15 protein-coding genes and 1 pseudogene are annotated in these 16,636 nt (G+C 38.9%); 10 read left to right on the top strand and 6 right to left on the bottom strand.

From position 1 onward, the window contains the following. Positions 1-443, top strand: a 443-nt coding sequence (locus tag WBG45_RS07920) for an STAS domain-containing protein (protein WP_424413520.1), incomplete at its 5' end; no start/stop codon positions are given. Between the two features lie 67 nt (positions 444-510). Here the strand turns inward: WBG45_RS07920 and WBG45_RS07915 are convergent. After that, positions 511-1,203 carry a B3/B4 domain-containing protein gene (locus WBG45_RS07915; RefSeq protein ID WP_424413518.1) on the bottom strand — a complete coding sequence of 231 codons (693 nt, stop codon included), beginning with the start codon at positions 1,201-1,203 and terminating at the stop codon, positions 511-513. Positions 1,204-1,258: 55 nt separating this feature from the next. Between WBG45_RS07915 and queG the strand changes: the two genes are divergently transcribed. Together queG and trmL are read left to right on the top strand one after the other, a co-directional pair. After that, on the top strand, positions 1,259-2,395 hold the full coding sequence (gene queG / locus WBG45_RS07910; protein WP_424413516.1) for a tRNA epoxyqueuosine(34) reductase QueG: 1,137 nt from the start codon (positions 1,259-1,261) through the stop codon (positions 2,393-2,395). A gap of 12 nt (positions 2,396-2,407) precedes the next feature. Then, on the top strand, positions 2,408-2,881 hold the full coding sequence (trmL, locus tag WBG45_RS07905; protein WP_024533905.1) for a tRNA (uridine(34)/cytosine(34)/5-carboxymethylaminomethyluridine(34)-2'-O)-methyltransferase TrmL: 474 nt from the start codon (positions 2,408-2,410) through the stop codon (positions 2,879-2,881). Positions 2,882-3,251: 370 nt separating this feature from the next. Here the strand turns inward: trmL and WBG45_RS07900 are convergent, their stop codons facing one another. After that, positions 3,252-4,556: an NCS2 family permease gene (locus WBG45_RS07900; RefSeq protein ID WP_424413514.1), complete on the bottom strand. Its 1,305-nt coding sequence runs from the start codon at positions 4,554-4,556 to the stop codon at positions 3,252-3,254. A gap of 161 nt (positions 4,557-4,717) precedes the next feature. Between WBG45_RS07900 and WBG45_RS07895 the strand changes: the two genes are divergently transcribed. After that, complete coding sequence (locus WBG45_RS07895; protein ID WP_424413513.1) at positions 4,718-5,554, top strand: aldo/keto reductase; 837 nt, start codon at positions 4,718-4,720, stop codon at positions 5,552-5,554. 775 nt (positions 5,555-6,329) lie between these two features. Here WBG45_RS07895 and WBG45_RS07890 read toward each other — a convergent pair. From WBG45_RS07890 to WBG45_RS07880, 3 genes are read right to left on the bottom strand one after another with little or no spacing between them, the layout of a single operon-like run. Continuing rightward, positions 6,330-7,175: an RluA family pseudouridine synthase gene (locus WBG45_RS07890; protein WP_424413511.1), complete on the bottom strand. Its 846-nt coding sequence runs from the start codon at positions 7,173-7,175 to the stop codon at positions 6,330-6,332. Between the two features lie 53 nt (positions 7,176-7,228). Then, complete coding sequence (locus WBG45_RS07885) at positions 7,229-7,699, bottom strand: thioredoxin family protein (RefSeq protein ID WP_424413509.1); 471 nt, start codon at positions 7,697-7,699, stop codon at positions 7,229-7,231. A 2-nt stretch (positions 7,700-7,701) separates the two neighbouring features. Further along, positions 7,702-8,127 carry a disulfide oxidoreductase gene (locus WBG45_RS07880; RefSeq protein ID WP_424413507.1) on the bottom strand — a complete coding sequence of 142 codons (426 nt, stop codon included), beginning with the start codon at positions 8,125-8,127 and terminating at the stop codon, positions 7,702-7,704. 134 nt (positions 8,128-8,261) lie between these two features. Between WBG45_RS07880 and WBG45_RS07875 the strand changes: the two genes are divergently transcribed. The 6 genes and pseudogenes from WBG45_RS07875 to WBG45_RS07850 all read left to right on the top strand — a co-directional run bounded on the left by WBG45_RS07875 (position 8,262) and on the right by WBG45_RS07850 (position 15,132). Then, a complete protein-coding gene (locus tag WBG45_RS07875; protein WP_424413506.1) occupies positions 8,262-9,806 on the top strand; it encodes a GNAT family N-acetyltransferase in 1,545 nt (514 codons plus the stop codon). Positions 9,807-9,990: 184 nt separating this feature from the next. Beyond that, the gene (locus WBG45_RS07870; protein ID WP_424413504.1) at positions 9,991-11,724 is read left to right on the top strand and encodes a phospho-sugar mutase; all 1,734 of its coding nucleotides are present in this window, start codon (positions 9,991-9,993) and stop codon (positions 11,722-11,724) included. A 58-nt stretch (positions 11,725-11,782) separates the two neighbouring features. Then, positions 11,783-12,691 carry a DNA-3-methyladenine glycosylase family protein gene (locus WBG45_RS07865; RefSeq protein WP_424413502.1) on the top strand — a complete coding sequence of 303 codons (909 nt, stop codon included), beginning with the start codon at positions 11,783-11,785 and terminating at the stop codon, positions 12,689-12,691. 96 nt (positions 12,692-12,787) lie between these two features. Then, positions 12,788-13,903 (top strand): annotated as a pseudogene (locus tag WBG45_RS07860) (GAF domain-containing sensor histidine kinase). A gap of 12 nt (positions 13,904-13,915) precedes the next feature. Next, positions 13,916-14,563, top strand: a complete 648-nt coding sequence (locus WBG45_RS07855; protein WP_424413500.1) for a response regulator — start codon at positions 13,916-13,918, stop codon at positions 14,561-14,563. Between the two features lie 29 nt (positions 14,564-14,592). Further along, positions 14,593-15,132: an NADPH-dependent FMN reductase gene (locus WBG45_RS07850; protein ID WP_424413498.1), complete on the top strand. Its 540-nt coding sequence runs from the start codon at positions 14,593-14,595 to the stop codon at positions 15,130-15,132. 278 nt (positions 15,133-15,410) lie between these two features. Here WBG45_RS07850 and rsgA read toward each other — a convergent pair whose 3' ends face one another. Next, a complete protein-coding gene (gene rsgA / locus WBG45_RS07845) occupies positions 15,411-16,493 on the bottom strand; it encodes a ribosome small subunit-dependent GTPase A (protein ID WP_424413496.1) in 1,083 nt (360 codons plus the stop codon). Positions 16,494-16,636 lie beyond the last annotated feature (143 nt).

The following is a 16,636-nucleotide window of genomic DNA, read 5'->3' as shown; positions in this document are numbered from 1 at the left end:
TAAATGAAATTGAAGGATACGTTGTTATGTTAATGGACGTAACTACAAAATCAGAAGAAGAAAAAAAGAAAGAAAAATTGATTAAAGCACTTTCAATTCCCATTCTACATGTATGGAAAGATACGATAGCATTACCGCTGATTGGAGAGTTTGATGCAGAACGAGCAGATTTGCTGATTTCTTCAGTATTGATGGAATGTTCTTCTCACCGTATCGAATATGTTTTGATTTCTTTAATTGGCCTAAGTGATTTTGATTCAGAAGTTCAATTTCACATACAAAAGTTGTATGATTGCTTAAAATTAATTGGAGCAAAATGTATATTGGTGGGAATCAGTCCGAATCTTGCTATTTCAATGGGTACGCTTGAGAGAGATATTCCAATTTACAGATCAACTTATGCTGGTTTAGAAGCAGTTATGGACCTTCAAAAGCAAAACTAATTGTAAAAACCGCTTCTTCGCGAAGCGGTTTTTACGTGCAGATTTAAATTAAGAAAACCAAGAACTCTTATTCAAACGAAGCTTGTGGATGTGCCTTATCCAAAAGGGTAGTTGTATAGCTTCCGCCGTTTACTTGTGCAAACATCTTCCCAGCAGAGTCAATTAGTTTTTTAGCATCTTCTTGAGAAGTAGAGGGTTGTAAAAAGAAAATCTGTAAGCCATCTATCGTAGTTTCTTTAACTATTGTCCGAATTGAATCGACGTAGGGGCTCCCAAACGGGCCAGTTGCGTCTTCAACGCTTAATATGCCATTTAAGGTGTTTTCGCGTCCATTGATGCCTGTATATGTAGTTTTACCACTACCAAGCACAATTTGAACATCTCCATCTACGTGAGATAAATCATAGAGACCTACAGGAATTTCGTATTGCAGCGAAAAGAAGTTATTTAGATCGACAGCGCTGTTCAATGGTTGCAAATAGTTTTGATTGCGAATACGACGCATCATTGACTCCATAGATGGACGATAACGACCAGGATCCGCTCCAAGCTTCTTCCATAAAGCTCTCCACTCTGTAATTCCCTGATAATCGGTCAATTCTTTGTCCAACAAATCAAAAAATAAGTGTTCTTGAAATAATTGCATGCGTCCTTTTAACATTTGAGGCGATTCTGATACGACAAGTTTGGTATAATGGTTAATGCCTAATTTAATATGTTCATCGATTAAAAAGATGGATGGTTCAATTGAAATTTTCATGTTTTCACCTACTGATCGTTTTTCATCATTTTAGCATAAGGAGGGAGAAGTTTTCATGAATGTGAATCAGTTTCAACAAGAGCTCGTTTCATATGCACACTCTATCGGAATTGATAAAATCGGCTTTGCTTCTTCCGATCCTTTTCGCGAGTTGAAAAATCGATTGAAGCGACAACAGGAGCTTGGATATCAATCTGGTTTTGAAGAACCAGATCTCGAAAAAAGAACGACACCCACTTTGTTATTGAATGAAGCGGAAAGTATCATATCGATAGCGATTGCTTATCCGTCACGCATGGAAAACGCGCCTCAAGGAAAAAAAGGCGAGCGAAGAGGGATTTTTGCCCGCGCTTCGTGGGGAACAGACTATCATACGGTGTTAAGAGACCGTTTAGCTAAATTAGAGCAATTTATTGCTTTACATATCATTGATGCTAAAACTCGATCAATGGTGGACACTGGAGAGTTATCTGATCGTGCTGTCGCACAGCGAGCAGGAATTGGCTGGAGTGCGAAGAATTGTTCTGTTATTACACCGGAATTTGGTTCTTATGTTTATTTAGGTGAAATAATAACCAATATCCCGTTTGCGCCGGATACACCTATGGAAGATGAATGTGGAGATTGTCGGCTGTGCATAGACGTTTGTCCGACTGGAGCTTTAATTGAAGGTGGACAATTGAACGCACAACGATGTATTGCATTCCTAACACAAACAAAAACATCCTTGCCTGATGAGTTCCGAACGAAAATCGGAAATCGTATTTATGGGTGCGATACGTGCCAAACGGTATGCCCTAAAAATAAAGGAAAGTTTAATATGCACCAACTTGATTTCCAGCCGGATCCCGAGCTTGCAAAACCACTTCTTTTACCCTTATTGAAAATGAGTAACAAGGAATTTAAAACAAAATTTGGACATGTTTCTGGATCATGGAGAGGGAAGAAACCGATTCAACGAAACGCTATTTTAGCGTTAGCTCATTTTAAAGAAGAAAGTGCGATCCCTCAATTAATAGACTTACTTTTAAAAGATGAGAGACCTGTAATTCGTGGTACAGCAGCTTGGGCAATCGGCAAGATTGGTACAAAAGAGGGAAGAGCTTCTCTATATCAAGCTCTAGTTACCGAAACAGACGCAGAAGTGGTGGAAGAAATCCATAAAGGCTTAGCGTTTCAAACCGTAAATTAAGGAAGTGGAAAAATGAGCATTCACGTGGTACTTTATCAACCATTAATCCCAGCCAATACAGGGAACATCGCACGTTCTTGTGCAGGAACAGATACAAAACTTCATTTAATTCGACCTCTTGGTTTTTCAACAGATGATAAGATGTTAAAGAGAGCAGGACTAGATTACTGGGAACACGTAGATATTCATTATTATGACGGGTTAGAGGAATTGTTTGCTAAGTATCCATTAGGAGAGTTCTTCTTCCTCACAAAGCATGGATCGAAGCCTCATACAACGTTTGACTATAGCGACCGAGAGAAAGATACTTTTTTCGTTTTTGGAAAAGAGACATCTGGATTGCCAAGAGAATTAATTGATGCCAATCAAGATCGCTGCTTACGTATTCCTATGAACGACAATGTACGCTCATTAAACTTATCGAATACAGCTGCTATTCTGATTTATGAAGCACTTCGTCAGCAAGACTATCCGAATTTGAAGTAAAAGCGGGACATAATAGAATGATACGTTTGTCCAAATAAAAAAAGGGATTGCTAATTATACTAGCAATCCCTTTTTACATGTTTATTTTTTTTCCGATGCACCTGGTTTGTCATCGTATCCTGCCGTGAAAATCGCAGCAAGGAATGCAACAGTGACTCCAAGAATAAGTAGTAAGTTCATATACGTTGCCTCCTTTTGAGAGAATTAAATATCATACTTAAGTATAGCTTACTTCATTTCAAAAAGAAATATTCTCTAAGAGACAAATGTGGCGAATATCGTTCAATAACTTGACTGCAAGAACCCATCTAAGTAATTCGAATAAAAATCATCAAAAAAATGACTGAAGCACTTGGCTCCAGTCGGTTTATTAATGTGGTAAAAATAATAGTTGATACAAGAAAAGAGCAGCGAATATATAGAGTAAAGGATGTACATTTTTTGCTTGTCCTTTAAAAATCTTAAGTAATGGATACAAAATAAAACCAAGTTCAATTCCTGTCGCAATGCTTGAAGTTAATGGCATCGTTAAGATGATTATAAACGCAGGGAATGCTTCATCAAACGTATCCCAATCGATATGCTTCACAGCGCTAATCATTAAACTACCAACTATGATTAAAGCGGGAGCAGTAATAGCTGCGACACTTGAAAGAGAAGAAACAAGTGGTCCAAAGAATGCCGCGATGATGAAAAGAATCGCTACTGTTACTGATGTTAATCCAGTACGACCTCCAACTGCTACTCCAGAAGATGATTCTATGTAGGCGGATGTTGGGCTTGTACCGAACATTGCTCCAACTGTTGTTGCAACTGAATCAGCTAGCAAAGCTTGTCTTGCTCTTGGCATTTTATTGCCTTTCATTAAACCAGCTTGTTTTGCTACGCCAATCATTGTTCCTGTTGTATCAAATAACGTAACGAGTAGGAAGGAAATGACGATCCCGATCATGCCATACTGGAAGACATCGCCCATTGCAATAACAGGATTCCAAACAATCACGCCTTCAGGTAAAGATGGTAGCTTCATTAACGTAGCCTCAAACTTAAGTTGCCCTGTGAAGAAAGCAACAATTCCCGTAGCAATCATTCCGTAGAATAAAGCACCATAGACATTCATAACCATTAAGATCAACGTTATAAGCAATCCAAACAAGGTAAGCAACACAGGTGCACTCGTCAAATCACCGAGCTTCACTAAGTTTTGTGGATGTGCTTCTACTAAACCGGAAAGGCGTAATCCTATAAATGCGATAAACAAGCCAATTCCAGCAGTAATGCCGTGTTTTAAGTTTTCAGGAATAATCTCAATCAATTTTTTACGTAACGGTGTTAATGAAAGAATGATAAATAATAGTCCGGCAATAAAAACGGCTGAAAAGGCCGTTATGTAATTAATTTCTCCATTCGATGAAATAACAACGGTATAAGTGAAAAATGCATTTAATCCCATACCAGGTGCGATAGCAATTGGGTAGTTTGCAAATAACCCCATCCATAATGTTCCCACGACTGCTGAAATAATAGTTGCTAGAAACACTTGATCAAAAGGTACCCCAGCGTCTGCCAATATGACCGGATTGACAATTACGATATATACCATTGTCAGGAAAGTCGTCATTCCTGCAAGGACTTCAGTTTTTACATTAGTATTATGCTCTTTTAAGCGAAACATAGTGTGTCTCCTTTCGAAAAGACGAACGAAATAATCAACATTCCATATATTATTCGTTTTTTGGGTAAAGTGCAATAGTTTTTCATGAAAAATCTTCTCGCTCGTAAAAAAAGCTAGATATTTGTACAATAGAAGGAGAGTGATTTGAAAGGATGAAGAAAATGAAGCTTACCTTACAATCAACAAAAACCTTACATAACGGTGTTGAAATGCCTAGGCTCGGATTAGGTGTATATAAAATGACTAATGAAGAAGAATCTATTAGAGCGATGACTACTGCACTTCAAGTTGGGTACCGTGCGATTGATACGGCTTCTCTGTATGGTAATGAAAAAGAAGTCGGAGAATCTGTGCGTTCATCAGGTGTAAAACGTGAAAATATTTTTGTCACAACGAAAGTGTGGACTACGGATCAAGGCTATGATCAAACATTGAGAGCATTTGAAACGTCGTTAGAAAATTTGGGCTTTGATTATTTGGATTTATATTTAACACATTGGCCGGTACTAGAAACATTTAAAGACACATATCGTGCCATTGAACGTCTCTATGATGAGAAGTTAATACGAGCAACGGGTGTTTCGAATCATCACCAACATCATTTAGAAGAGCTTTTTGTGAAAGCAAATGTAAAACCTATGGTAAATCAAATCGAATTAAGCCCTCGTCTTACACAGTATGACCTGAGAACGTTCTGTGCAGACAACCAAATTGCTGTAACTTCTTGGTCACCCTTAGCACGCGGTGGCTTACTAAATGAACCTTCGCTTGTGCGAATGGCTGACAAATACGATAAGACGCCAGCACAAATTATTATTCGTTGGCATCTGCAGCATGACTTAACGGTGATTCCAAAATCAGTAACACCTGAACGAATTGCTTCAAATGCAGACGTATACGATTTTGTATTATCATTTGAAGACATGAAAAATATTGATTCACTAAATTTAAATGAACGAACAGGCGCTGACCCAGATAATTTCAATTTTAACTTTTAAAGATAAGGTTTTATTAACGACTGCTGTTGATATTACAATACGAAATAATCAGAAGAGCATGTTATAGAGAAGAGGGAATTAGCTCCCTTTCCGCTGACGAACAGTCAAGTTTCTCTCATAGTAACTTCGACCATAATCTTGGCGACGAAGCTAGCGCAGCGATGCAGAAATAGAAACAAATGTTTTTGAACCGATTCCTTACTTCAACACAATTTAGTTGAACCATTAGAAGTGCAATGTGAAAGAGTGCTATTGATATTGAAGAACAAACAAGAAACTACATTTTCGCCTAGCATGTAGCAAGAAAGAATATTGGGCTATCTCATAAGTCCCTAATACAAATAAGTGAAACATGCGTCTTTTTTCTGTACCTACATTCGAACATTGTAAACAGTTATAATTGTTTGTTTTGCAAATAAACTTAAGGCTGATTGGAGTGAAAGACGGCGACTCCAGCGGGAATAGCATGAGCTGAAGACCCCGGAGGCGAGCTTGCTCGTCGAGGAGGCTGAGGCCATGCCCGCGGAAAGCGTCCGTCTAGAACGGAAATCAGCCTCTACTAAGTATAAAAAGGGAACTGTAATAGTCATATTTTCTGTCTTTTAGGACAGCTCAGTATTCTTTGCGACGAAGCTAGCAAAGCGATGCAACTTACTTTCATGTTACGGAAAGTGAGGCTAGCGCAACTGTACGATAAACAAAAGCATACTTTTTACAGAACCGAAGAAAAGAGATTCACCGAGTTGAAAACACTCGGGAATCTCTTTTAATTTTTTTACTTATAATCTTCAACAATGACCATTTCTTTTGTAATCGGATGGACAAATTGCAATTTACGAGCTTGAAGTGAATAGTTATCCTGTCTCGTTCTTGAACCATACATTCTATCACCTGTTACGGGATGGCCAATTGAGCTAAAGTGAACTCGGATTTGATGTGTACGTCCTGTTTCTAAAATCACGTTTACTTTAGTGAAGTTGGCATCTTGTCCCACTACTTCAAAGTGGGTAATCGCTGTTTGACCAGATGGGGAAACAGCACGACGAGCCGAATCGTGACGGTCTGTACCTATTGATGTTCGAATAGATCCGCTTTTTTGTGTCATATAGCCGTCTACAATTGCTTCATACGTGCGAATAATTTTTTTCTCTTCAAGCATACGATCAAGCATTGATTTGATAAGTGGATGCTTCGCAATTAACACTAATCCTTTAGTTCCTTGATCCAGGCGGTGGACGTGTTCTGCATATACGCCACCTTGCTTATTCACATGGGCTATGACATGATTCATACATGTTCCAGTTTGTCCTGGTTCGTTTGGATGTGTAGCCATGTCTGCAGGTTTAGAGACGACAAGTACATGAGCGTCCTCAAATAAAATTGGTACTTCGCAATTGTTAGTTGCCACATAAGAAGAGGGTTCCACGTTTATATTGAAGGTAAGTTTAGTACCTATTGGAAAATGGTGTTGCCATACAATAGGCTCTCCGCTTTCATTCAAAATACTTTTAGCCATGCGCATCTCGTGCATGATTTTCTTGCCGATATGGAAATCGTCACGGAGAAGTTCTTCGATTGTAATATTATCTTGTTGTAATGCATATTGAAAAGTTGTAATCATTTTTATTCCTCCTAAAAATAGACCATGTACGATGACATGGTCTACGTTATCTTCTATTTTAATACAACATCACTTAAAAATGTTTTAATATTTTCTTCAGGTTGATTTCCAACCATGCGTGAAACTTCTTTTCCATCTTCAAAATGAATCAGGGTAGGCGTTGCTTTTATCTTATAATCTTCCCAACCTTGTTCAAATTCATAAACATTATATTGAACTATTTCAGCATCCATTTCTGCTACTACTGGCATTAAAACGGGTGTCATGGCTTTACAATGCACACAAATAGGGCTAAAGAAGTAGGCAGTTACAGGCTCTCCACTTTCTACCTTAGCTTTCAAGTCATCAGGTAGAATGATGTTTTGATAGTTTTCATCGTCAAGCTGGTCAATTGTTTCTTGTTTCAAGTCGTTAGTTCCGTAAGGATTGTCCGCTAGTTTATTGTTGTTGGACATATTATTCAGGACAATAATCAATGCGAAAACTGCGACAATAATTCCACCGATAATTAATAATTTTTTCATCTTTATTTTTCCCCCTTTGAATCTTTTAAAATCATGAAGCTGCTGATAGCGATGAGAATAAATGCAGTTAATGCTAAAAATGGAATGGTGATGAAGCCAAAGATGTTGATATACTCACCAGTACAAGACACGCGCCCACAAGCAGGTGCATTTTCAGATAAAAAGCTAACTTTTTGTAAACCATAATGATACAAAGAAATGGCTCCTCCAATCACGGAGAAGATTGCAGTCGTTACAGCAATTCTTGCATTTTTTTGCACATAGGCAATTCCTAAAATAAGAACGAGTGGATACATGAAGATTCGTTGGATCCAACATAACTCACAAGGTTCATAACCCCTAATTTCAGAAAAGAAAAGGGACCCCATTGTGGCTGTTAATGAAACGACCCACATAAACAATAAAATATTCTCTGATTTTTTCGTCATCGTTAATTCTCCTCTTCTGAGGGTAAACCCATAACAAATTATAATTCTAAGTGTCAAACAAGTAAAATATTTTCAACGGAGTCCGAAGTTCTATATAATAAAATAAGTAGCTTTTGTGAAGGAGATTGATCCACATGTCAGAAGAATTCGATTTATCCCAGTTTGAAGTAAGCATGGTCATCCGACAAACGACCATGGAAGATATAGAACCAATGTTAGCCATGCAAAGGCTTTGTTTTCCAGGAATGGATCCATGGAAAGTTGATCAATTACGTAGTCACTTAACTGTCTTCCCTGAAGGACAACTTGTTGCAGAACTTGATGGACATATTATCGGGTCTTGCTCAAGTTTAATTATAAACTTTGATGAGTATGATGATCGTCATTCGTGGTCAGATGTTACAGATGATGGGTATATTACGAATCATAATCCAGAAGGATACAATATGTATGGTATTGAAGTAATGGTACATCCCGAATATCGACGTATGAAAGTCGGTCAACGTTTATATGAAGCACGAAAAGAAATCGCCCGTCAATTTAACTTGAAATCCATTATTATTGGTGGACGTATTCCAAACTATCACAAACACTCAGACGAGATGATGCCACGTGATTATGTTGACGCTGTATCGAGACATAAAATTTATGACCCGGTGTTAACATTCCAAATTATGAATGGCTTTACGCTTATGCGTATTAACCCGAACTATTTACCGGATGATACTGCTTCGGGCAAATATGCGACGTTAATGGAATGGAATAATGTTGACTATAAACCAATGTCAAAACGTCATTTTAAAACGAGTTATCCCGTTCGGATTTGTGTGGTTCAATATATGATGCGTGCGATTGAATCGTTTGACGATTTAGCCAATCAATGTGAGTACTTCGTTGATGTTGCTTCCGATGCACATTCAGATTTTGTGGTGTTCCCGGAAATTTTCACTACTCAATTAATGTCATTTTTGAATGAGCCCTCACCAAGTCGAGCTATTCGACGTTTGACTGAATACACACCTCAATATATTGAGCTCTTTACCGATTTAGCTGTTCGCTATAACGTTAACATTATTGGCGGTTCACATTTTGTGAAAGAAGAAAATGATGAGATTTATAATATCGCTTACTTATTCCGCCGTGATGGTTCGATTGAGAAACAATATAAAATTCACATTACACCAAATGAACGTAAATGGTGGGGCATTAGTGCTGGTGATTCCGTTCGCGTATTTGATACAGATTGCGGGAAAATTGCCATCCAAATTTGCTATGATATTGAGTTCCCTGAAGTTGCACGTATCGCAACAGATATGGGTGCCAACATTATTTTCGTTCCTTTCTGTACAGAGGATCGACAAGGATTTTTGCGCGTGAAATATTGTGCACAAGCTCGAGCTGTTGAAAATCAAATTTATACGGTTATTTCAGGAACGGTTGGAAACTTGCCTCAAACTGAAAATATGGATATTCAGTATGCTCAGTCTGGCATTTACGCACCATCTGATTTTGAGTTTGCACGTGACGGTATTGTTGGTGAAACGAGCCTTAACTTAGAAATGGTGTTAATTGGAGACGTAGATTTAGAAATTCTACGTCGTCAACGACAAGACGGAACGGTTAAACAGTTGAAAGACCGTCGTCATGATATATATAGAATCGACTATAAAAAAGGGTGAAACGTATGCCGCATGTAGCAGTGATTTGCGATGCCATCTAGATTGAGCTTTCATTTATAGCGGATTTTTAGTTATAAAGTGTATGGATAGATTTAAGATGCCAAGCTTTTCATTGTTACTATGTGCTTCTATGCATCTCGGGGCTAGGAGTAGCAATTCCATCGTTTCAATTGGAGGAGAATGTATGAGTTATCAACAAACTGCTGCAAAATGGTTGGAGTACACTCAGCTTGAAGCTGAATGGAAGGATCAACTGTCTATCATCGTTCAAGATGATAAACGTTTGGAAGATGCCTTTTATAAGGACTTGGAATTTGGCACAGGTGGAATGCGTGGGGAAATTGGTGTTGGTACAAACCGCATGAATACCTATACAGTTCGCAAAGCTTCACAAGGTGTAGCAGATTACGTTAAAGCAGCCGGGACAGAAGCGATGAAAAAAGGAATTGTTATTGCTTATGATAGTCGTAGAAAATCACCTGAATTTGCACAAGAAGCTGCAAGTACATTTGCCAAAAACGGGATTCACGCCTTTGTATATGGCGAACCTCGAACCACACCACAATTATCATTTAGTGTTCGGGAACTAGGGGCATTTATGGGGATAGTAGTTACGGCAAGTCATAATCCTCCAGAGTATAATGGCTACAAAGTATACGGTGAAGATGGTGCACAGCTTAATATTGAAGATGCTGAAGCAGTGATTTCTTTTGTTCAAAAAGTTGGCGATGAGTTAGCTATTGAAGTGGGGAACACGGAAGAGTATTTACAAAATGGCTTGATTCAAACGATTGGGCAAGATTTAGACGAAGCTTATCTTGACAAGGTCGCTTCTATTCAACTTCAACCTGAATTTGCTGGTAAAAATGCGTTGAAAGTGGTGTTTTCACCTCTCCATGGAGCTTCAGGTTCAACCGTTCGTCAACTAATGAAACATACGGGATACGAGAATTTTATGTATGTTGAAGATCAGATGGAGCCAAATGGTGAGTTTCCAACACTAAAATCTCCTAACCCAGAAGAAGCAGGTGCTTTTGAGTTAGCGATGAAAATAGGAAAAGAAACAGCTGCAGATGTATTAATAACTGCTGATCCAGATGGAGATCGTGTCGGTGTTGCTGTTAAACAAGGGGAAGATTACGAACTATTAACGGGCAACCAAACTGGCGCAATCTTAATTGAGTATTTACTGACTCAGTTAAAAGAGAAGGGCCAAATGCCAGCAAATGGTCGCGTATTTAAAACCATCGTTACGTCTGATTTAGGTCGTGTGATTGCAGAATACCATGGTTCTTCAACAGAAGATGTACTAACTGGTTTTAAATTTATTGGAGAAAAAATTCAACAATACACTGAAACTAACGAATATACTTTCTTGTTTGGTTATGAAGAAAGCTATGGTTACTTAATTCAACCATTCGTTCGGGATAAAGATGCGATTCAATCTGTCTTGGCTATTACGGAAGCAGCTGCTTATTACAAAGCGCAAGGCAAAACATTGCTCGATGTTTTGGATGACTTATTTGAACGTCACGGCTATTACTTCGAAGGGTTAGTTTCGATAACTAAAAAAGGAGCGGACGGTGCACGTGCTATTCAAGGTCTGCTAACCAATTTGCGTCATCAACCTCTAACTGAAGTTGCAGGGATTGCCATTTCTTCTCAAGAAGATTATTTAATGCAAACTCGAAGCTTTACAGATGGACGTAAGGATGAAAATATTACATTGCCAAAAGCTAACGTATTGAAGTATTTCTTAGCGGATGGTTCATGGGTTTGTGTCCGACCAAGTGGGACTGAACCGAAGATTAAATACTATATTGGTGTAACGAGTCCAACTAAAGCTGAAAGTAAAGAAAAACTCAATACGATTAAAACGCAATTCACAGATGAAATGGAACAGCGTTTCAGTATGTAAAAGTGGACCCTATTAGTGAAAATGCTAATAGGGTTTTATTTTTTATGGAGGTATAAATATGTGGCAGTTACATGGAAGTGAGTTAAGAAGAGCCATCCAAGACGTCAACGGGGACGATATGTTGTCTTATTTAGCACGCAATCAAAAAGAAGTATTGCACCGAGTTAATCTTGAAAAGAAAAGCGTCATGAAAGTGATTCAAATTCACAATGAAGTGGTGCTGATTAAATTACATATTTTAGATAAGGAGCTCATCTTATCGTTTCCACAACTAATGAACCCAAGCAGGGAAGTTTCTAAAGCGGTGACTGACTTTGTTGATGAGTGGTTTGATTTATCACGTGATCTACAACCTTTCTATGATTTAGCGTATCGGGATGAGATTTTGAAGAAAGTCGTCCTAGCATACAAGGGACTTCGGATAATAGCTGTGGAGGAACTGTTTGAGGCACTTAGCTGGTCCATTATGGGACAACAAATCAGTTTACATGTTGCATATGGTTTAAAACAAAAGCTTGTTACAACGTATGGAGAGTCGATTGTGCATGACAACATAGAGTATTGGCTATTTCCTACATCGCAACAAATTGCTTCTCTAACAGTAGAAGATTTGCGCAAGCTCTCTTTTACTCAAAGAAAAGCAGAATACATTATTGGTGTTGCAAAACTAATTGCCACTGGTCAGTTAAATAAAGAACAGCTATTGATGATGTCTTTGGAAGAAATGGAGACACGTTTGACTGCCATTAGAGGTATTGGAAAGTGGTCTGCCAATTATGTCATCATGAGATGTTTACGTCATACGGATGCATTTCCATTAGCCGATGTAGGTTTACATAATGCGTTGAAAAAAGTGCTTAATCGAACTGAAAAACCATCATTGGCTGAAATTGAAGATTGGGCTAAGAATTGGAGTGGATGGCGTGCTTACGCGACATTCTATTTGTGGAGAACCCTACAAGAGTAACAATTCAGTCAAAAGTATGAACGATCCCTCATGCGAATGCATGAAAACGAGTGGTATAATTGAGGATATAATGACAAGTAAGATGGAGGCGACTGTATGCAATCAAACGAGCATTCTAACATCGGATTATTGAAAGAAATTGCCGAATTGTTGAATGAAGAAACCGAAATGATACCGATGCTACAGGGCGCATTACGTAAATTTTTAACAGGTACACAGTTTGAAACAGGTTGGATTTTCTTTATTGATACAAAAGGAAAGCATCAATTAGTGGCTCATGAAAACCTTCCACAAGCACTTGAATACGGCAGTTGTCGTCATTTGGAAAAAGGTGGTTGCTGGTGTGTTTCGAAGTACCGCAATGGAGAGTTGAAAAAAGCGACGAATTTGATAGAATGTCAACGAATAGAAAGTGCGATTGATGCAAAAGTGGGAGACCATGAAGGCATCACACATCATGCAACCGTACCTTTACAATCAGGACCAGAAAAATTCGGGCTGTTAAATGTGGCGTCTCCAAATACTGTGGCATTTAATGAACACGAGCTTGCTTTGTTAGAGTCTGTGGCCTTTCAACTAGGTTCAGCCATATAGCGCATTTTGTTAACAAAACAAGAACAGGAAATGGCGCTTGTTCAAGAACGAAACCGCTTAGCTCGAGATTTACATGACTCGGTCAACCAGCTGCTTTTCTCCGTCACCTTGACCGCTAGAGGTGGTAGCGAAATGGCAGATCAAACAGAAGTCAAAGAAACGTTCCGAGAAATTCAACATTTAACACAAGAAGCATTGACCGAAATGCGTGCACTTATTTGGCAACTGCGTCCAAAAGGATTAGAAACTGGATTGATTGAAGGAATTAACGGTTACGCCGAGATGCTAGGACTTACGCTAAAAGTTACGGTTTCAGGTGTAATTAATTTACCATCACGAACTGAAGAAACATTGTTCCGTATCGCGCAAGAAGGTTTAAATAATGTTCGAAAACATGCAGGAGTCCAGGTAGCGGAACTATTTATCACCGTGACACAAACGGATGTACTAGTCGTTTTAAAAGATGAAGGTTGCGGATTCCAGATGGATGCAAATGTACAAATCCCATCCATCGGTTTGCAAAGTATGAAAGACCGTGCAAAAGCTGCTGGGGGAACTGCTGACTGGGTCAGTCACATTGAAAAAGGAACGGAATTATTAATCCGTTTGCCACATTAAGGAGGAATCTGCATGATTAGAGTACTGATTGCGGATGATCATCATGTTGTTCGACGAGGCTTATTATTCTTTTTGAAAACGCAAAAAGATATGGATGTTGTGGGTGAAGCTACGAATGGTAAAGAAGCCGTTGAATTGGCAGCCAAGCTTAAACCTGATGTGGTATTAATGGATTTGGTCATGCCTATTATGGATGGAATCCAAGCGACCAAAAAAATCAAAGCACAGCATCCACAAACACAAGTGTTAATGCTGACAAGTTTTTCAGACCGTGACCACGTCATTCCTGCGATAGAAGCGGGAGCTGCAGGTTATCAATTAAAAGATATTGAACCCGACGATTTAGTGGAGTCCATTCGTAAATTAATGCGTGGAGAAAATACTCTGCATCCACAAGCTACCTCACAACTGATGAAAGTGAGAGAGCCACATGTCGAACCACCGCATAAACTTTATCCACTGACGCCAAGGGAACAAGATGTTTTGTCTGAGCTTACAAAAGGGAAGAGTAATAAAGAAATTGCTTCGTCATTGTTCGTGACTGAGAAAACAGTGAAGACTCATATATCAAATATATTTTCAAAATTACTTGTACAAGATCGTACACAAGCTGCACTGTATGCTGTTAAGCATGGATTAACTGAACCTAGCTCGTTGTGATCTGAATTGTTAAAAAGGAGAGAATAGAAATGAACATATTAGTAATAAGTGGTGGACCCAGAAAGCATGGACGGACTGCAATTGCAGCTCGATTTATTGAACGTACTTACGGATTCCACACAGTCGATTTAAGTATTGTGGACATGCCGATGTACACGGGAGAAGAAGATCAATCGTCTAATCCTTTTGTGAAATCATTACGACAGTCTGTTCTTGATGCAGATGCTGTTTTACTTTTATCACCTGAATATCATAGTGCAATGAGTGGAGCTTTAAAGAATACACTCGATTTCTTAAGCAGTACACAATTCCTGTACAAGTCAGTAGGCTTAATCGCTATGGCTGGTGGAGGTAAAGGTGGGATTAACTGTTTAAATAATATGCGAACGGTTATGCGTGGGGTGTATGCTAATGCAATTCCTCGTCAATTAGTGCTCGATCCTAGTGTTTTTGATTACGACCGCGATGGTTTGAATAGGGAAGCGGCTGAGCAAGTAGACGGGTTAGTTGAAGAATTAAAAATGTACGCTCGAATAGCAAAAGAAGTAAAAGAACAACAGTTGATATAGATAAAAGTAAGAACCGCATTCCTTTTATTATGGGATGCGGTTCTTTCTATGTGGGGGAATAATGGGAAGGTACACTCGTTTTGAAAATCTCAGTCTGACTTTTCGAGGTTGACGTCTGAAAAAATGGAGTTGACGTCTGAAAAAACGGGCATCACGTCTGAAAAATAGGCATTGACGTCTGAAAAAGACTAAAAGCACATACAGCTAGGTGAAAGAGTGCTTTCCAAAAAAAACAGAAAAGCCAGCCCATATTTGATGGGCTGGCTTTTGGATAATTATTATCTCTTTTTCCCAGGTCGCTTGCGCATGTCTTTCGTGATCTGTTTCCATTTCCCGCGCTCCGCTTTTTGAGCAGCAGCATCAGCTTTTCTTTCAACATAAGCTAGTTCACGTTTTAACTTTTCATAACTTGCATAGCGTTCACGGGTTAAAGAACCATTTTCAAGCGCCTCTTGGACGGCACAACCTGGCTGATTCGTATGTTGGCAATCAGAGAAGCGACATGAGCTTGCAAATTGCTTGACATCTTTGAAGCCTGTATCAAGACTTTCACTATTGTCCCACATCTGAAACTCGCGCATACCAGGTGTATCAATTAATAATCCTCCACCAGGCATACGGAACAGTTCACGATGAGTCGTTGTATGGCGACCTTTATCATCATCTTCTCGAATGTTTTGAACCGTCATAACGTTTTCACCACATAGTGCATTAGTTAAAGAAGATTTTCCTACCCCTGATGAACCGAGGAGAGCAGCTGTTTTCCCATCTTTTAATAACTCTTGAAGTTCAGCAATTCCTTCCCCCGTTACACTGCTGACGATATGAATCGGCACGCCAAAGGCAACATCTTTAGTTTGATCCACATAATACTGAGGATCATCACAAAGATCTTTTTTTGTGAGGACAATCACTGGGTTAGCGCCAGAATCCCAAGCGGCAATAATATATCGTTCGAGCCTCCGAACGTTAAAGTCTAAGTTTAAAGACATCACTAGAAAAACAATATCAACGTTAACGGCAACAATTTGTTCGACAGTCGTCTGACCCGCAACTTTTCGAGAAAATATCGATGTTCTTGGCAAAATACTGCGAATAATACCTTTTTCTTCACCAGGCATTTTTTCTACAGCTACCCAGTCACCAACAGCAGGGAAGTCTCTTCGATCATGTGCTGTATGCTTAAAGCTCCCTGAAAGAGAAGCTAACCATTCACCTTCATCTGTTACAACTCGGTACATATGTTTATGCTCAAGCAAGATACGACCTGCGATGCAATTTTGTAATTTTTCATTATTGGATTGGTCTGCCCATTTGGCATTCCAAGAATCGTTCCAACCGTAATTTTCAACTATTTTCAATGTGTATTCCTCCTGTTTTGTGTAAATAAAATAACCGTGTCTGCGAAAAGGCAGCCACGGTTAAAAATACACATCACAAGATACGGTCTACTTTTAGAAAGCACACGTGTGAAGAGATACCTGGAACATGCCAATTCGCATTT

The organism is Paenisporosarcina sp., assembly GCF_049671445.1.
Lineage (GTDB): Bacteria > Bacillota > Bacilli > Bacillales_A > Planococcaceae > Paenisporosarcina.
The sequence above is the reverse complement of the archived record's forward strand: the minus strand, read 5'-3'. Positions and strand labels throughout refer to the sequence as shown.